3 protein-coding genes and 1 pseudogene are annotated in these 4,116 nt (G+C 69.3%); all 4 read right to left on the bottom strand.

The window, feature by feature from the left end; all coding sequences use genetic code 11:
• Positions 1–537: 537 nt before the first annotated feature.
• Positions 538–2,346 (bottom strand): FtsX-like permease family protein, encoded by a 1,809-nt coding sequence (locus NE234_RS44000; protein WP_252787133.1) that lies wholly within the window; start codon positions 2,344–2,346, stop codon positions 538–540.
• Positions 2,346–3,092 (bottom strand): ABC transporter ATP-binding protein, encoded by a 747-nt coding sequence (locus tag NE234_RS43995; protein WP_252787132.1) that lies wholly within the window; start codon positions 3,090–3,092, stop codon positions 2,346–2,348. The genes NE234_RS44000 and NE234_RS43995 overlap by 1 nt, the downstream gene beginning before the upstream one ends.
• Before the next feature lie 162 nt (positions 3,093–3,254).
• Entirely contained in the window at positions 3,255–3,740 is a 486-nt protein-coding gene (locus tag NE234_RS43990; protein WP_252787131.1) for a transposase, read from the bottom strand.
• Between the two features lie 56 nt (positions 3,741–3,796).
• Positions 3,797–4,116: pseudogene (locus NE234_RS43985) on the bottom strand (IS5/IS1182 family transposase); the annotation flags it as partial.

Here is a 4,116-nt window from a genome sequence, read left to right as displayed (position 1 = left end):
TGGTTCCGCCGCCTGCGCATCCGCTGGGAGATCCGCGACGACATCCACGAGGCGTTCATGACCCTGGCCGCAGCCATCATCTGCTGGCGACGCCTCGTCCGCTGATCATTCTGTTAGAAGCTCTAAGGAGTGGTGCACCCACTACGGCCCCGACCGGCGCCGGCACCGACGCCTACGTCGCCACCTCCTCCACCTCGTGCGGAGACCCCGCCCGAAACGTCTTGGTCTACACCACCAAGGGAGCAGGGGGTTTCTTCGGCGTCCCCTTCAACATCGTCGTCGACTGACAGCCCAACCCGCCCACTCACCGAGCCGAGCCACCCCGCGTCCCTCGCCCGAGCGGCGGGGGACGCCCCTATCGGCGCGTTCGGAGAACGAGCGTTTACGAACGTGGTGCTTCAGCCACAGCACACACGCGGGCTCTGTTCGCCACCGTCGGCTGCACCTGGACGGCGGGAACGCCGCCAGCGCCGTTGCTGAATCTCATCGACGACTCTGCAGCGGTATACCTTGTCGTCGATCCTGGTGGTCGGTGGGTTATTCGCGCGTTCCGGCCAGCGAGATCGGCGTGGGGCGTGTCGCGGTGAGGCTCGTCCACACGCTCGTCGCGCCGACGACCAGGAACGCTCCGAGGACGGTGAGCCAGAAGATGCCCCACGGCATCACCATCGTGCCCGCGATCCCGCTGATGCCGATCAGCGTGGCCAGCGCCGCGAGCCAGCCGAGCCCGAGGCCGGTCACGGTGACGACGGACGATTCGAGCAGCGCGGTGGCGATCACCTGTCCCCGGCCGAACCCGGTCAGCCGTGCGACCGCGAACTCGCGCCGCCGTTCCCCCGCGGCGATGACGACCGCGTTCACCACCGCGATCATCGCGTAGATCGCGGCCAGCCCCATGACCACCTTCATTACGCCGGCGTTGAGGGTGTCCTGCGCGCTGTCATTCTCGGCGATCCAGTCGTCCACGGTGGACACCGGCTGCGGCAGTGCGGCGGCCACGGCGCCCGCGTCGGCGCCCGGCTGCAGCCGCACGATCGACCGCGCCGGCCCGAGGGCGGCAGGCGGGACGAGATCGCGCGGCAGCAGGTACTCCGGGCCACCGTTGAGCTTCGGCGGCAACACCGCCACCACACGCGGGGTGATCTCCCGGCCTCCGACGCGGATCCGGACGGTGGAGCCGAGATGGCCACCCGCCGCTGCGACCGCGAGCCCGTGCAGGTCGGCGTACGACCCGGCGACGAGCCGCTGCCGGTGCGCCTGCTGGTAGGCGGCCGGGTCGATGGCGAGCGCCTCCACGTCGTCGGTCTCCTCGTCGCCGTACGAGACGGTGGTGACCTTAATCGACAGGGTGTATTCCGTGGACGCGCTCGCCACGCCCGGTGTGCCGGGCGCCACCGGTCCCGCCGCGACGAGGTCACCGTGCACGTCGTCGGCCAGTTGCCGTTGCGCGCCTGCGGAAAGCGTGTCGAACGTGCCGGCCAGCCCGATCACGAGCGCGACCAGTATCAGGAGCGGCGCTGCGGTGGACGCGCTGCGGCGGACGCCGTCGCGCATGTTCGCCCGCGCGAGCCTGCCGAGCGTCGTTGTGCCCGCGAGGCTTCCGGTGACCCCGCCGACCAGCGGCACGACGACCGGGCTCAACGCGCTCAGCCCGAGGGCGAGCGCGAGCGTGGAGTTGATCGACAGCGGGATCGCCCCGTTGGGGCTGTCCACAGCGGTCGAGATCGACATCAGTGTGATCGCCACGGCGAGCAACAGGATTCCGACGAACCACCGGGAGAGCGTCATGACCTTGGCGGCCGCCCCGGTCTCCCGCAGCGCTTCCAGCGGACGCACCCGCGACGCCCGGCGTGAGGCGGCGAGCACCCCCAGCTGCGCGACACCGATGCCGATTCCCGCTGAGACGTAGAGGATCCAGCCGTGCCATTCGGCGCTGAACGAATCCGGTAGGAACCCGAGACTCGCGAGCAGCGAGGTCTGCGCGCTCGTCGCGACCAGCCCGACGGGCACGCCGAGGACCGTGCCGAGGGCGCCGAGCAGGAGCGCCTCGGACAGCAGCAGCCGTCGCACCTGCCCGCGGCTGCCGCCGATGAGGCGGAGGAGCGCCAGATCGCGGCGCCGCTGGGCGATGGTGAACGCGAATGTGGAACTGACGATGAAGATCGCGAGGAACGTCGAGACCCCGAGCGCCAGCCCGAGTACCGCGATCGCCTCACCGTGGTCCCCTGCGGACACGACGATCAGCAGCGAGGACTGCACGAGCGCGACGCCGAGCGTCACGGTGATGATCGCCCCGACGAACAACTGCCAGCGTTCCCGGAACGTGGCGACGGACAGGCTGAGCATCAGTCCTCCAGTACGGCGAGCCTGTCGGCGACCTGGCGTGTCGACGGACGGGTCAGGTGGTCGACGATGCGCCCGTCGGACAGGAACAGCACCGAATCGGCGCGGGCCGCCGCCGCGGGGTCGTGGGTGACCATCACGATGGTCTGCCCGGAGTCGTCGACGAGCGAGCGCAGCAGGCCGAGCACCGTGCGCGCGGAGCGGGAGTCCAGCGCGCCGGTCGGCTCGTCGGCGAACAGCACCGAGGGCCGCGTGACCATGGCGCGGGCGATCGCGACGCGCTGTTGCTGACCGCCGGAGAGTTCGCGCGGCCGGTGCCGCAATCGCTCGCCGAGGCCGACCTCGCCGAGGATCGCACGCACCTCCTTCGTGGATACCTTGCGGCCCGCCAGCCGTAGCGGCAACGCGACGTTCTGCTCGGCGGTCAACGAGCCGACGAGGTTGAAGCTTTGGAACACGAACCCGATTTCCTTACGCCGCAACGCGGTGAGCTCGCGCTCGGAGGCAACGGTCAGCTCACGGTCGCCGAGCAGCACCTGGCCGCTGGTGGGACGTTCCAGGCCGGCGGCGCAGTGCAGGAGCGTGGACTTGCCCGAGCCGGATGGTCCCATCACGGCAGTCCACGTGCCCCGCGCGAAACCGATACCGACGCCGTCGAGAGCGCGGACGCGTGCCTGTTTGCTGCCGTATTCCCGGACCACGTCACGGAGTTCGACCGCGGCGTCCACGTGCGTTTCGGTCGTGATCATCGAATGTTCCCTCGTCTTCTGTCAGTAGGGAGAAGCTACGGAACTGATCGGGCTCGGGACGTCACCTCACGGTGGTCACTTGGGGTAGCTCGCGCAGGGGACACGACGAGGGCTCGTCGTGAATAGTCGCCGCCGGAGCCTTCACGTCCACTTGCTCCTATGTCAAGCGGCGAGGGGTTCGTCGTGTTGGTTGGTTCGGTTGGCGTCGGTGATGAGGGCTCGGTAGACGACGTCGGATAGTCGTCGTTTGAGGGCTCGGATGGCTTCGGAAGAGGTGTCGCCGTTGGTCCGCCGTTGTGCGAGGTAGGTGCGGGCGTCGGGGTGGTAGTGGGCCTGGGTGATCGCAATACGGTGCAGTGCGGCGTTGAGTTGGCGGTTGCCGGTCCGGCTGAGGCGGTGGCGTTCTCGGTTGCCTGACCAGACCGGGAGCGGCGCGGTGCCGTTGTGGCGGGCCCAGGCGTGGCGGGAGCGGAATCTGCGTATGTCGGCGGTCTCGCCGACGATTTTCGCCGCGGTGAGGGCGCCGCAGCCGGGGATGGCCAGCAGAGCAGGCGCCAGCTCGGCGATCTTGGCGGTGATCTCGGAGTCGAGGCTGGTGATCCGGGTCGTGAGCTGGCGGCACCGGTCCACGAGCTCGCGGCAGATCATGGCGATGATGCCGGGCAGATCGGCCAGCTTTTGAGTTAGAGCTTCTAACAGAATGATCAGCGGACGAGGCGTCGCCAGCAGATGATGGCTGCGGCCAGGGTCATGAACGCCTCGTGGATGTCGTCGCGGATCTCCCAGCGGATACGCAGGCGGCGGAACCAGTGCAGCAGCCCGATCGTGCGTTCCACGACGTAACGATGGACGCCCAGCCCCGAGCCGTGAGGCGCACCGCGCCGGGCGATCACGGGCTTGATGCCCTTCTTCCAGACCTTGCGCCGGTACTTGTCGTGGTCGTAGCCGCGGTCGGCGTACAGGCTGTCAGGCCGCCGGCGGGGCCGGCCGACCCGCCCGCGCACCGGTGGGATCGCCTCGATCA

This window comes from Actinoallomurus rhizosphaericola (assembly GCF_024055675.1).
GTDB classification, from domain to species: domain Bacteria; phylum Actinomycetota; class Actinomycetes; order Streptosporangiales; family Streptosporangiaceae; genus Actinoallomurus; species Actinoallomurus soli.
Note: the sequence above shows the minus strand (reverse complement) of the source record. Positions and strands in the feature narration are given on the sequence as shown.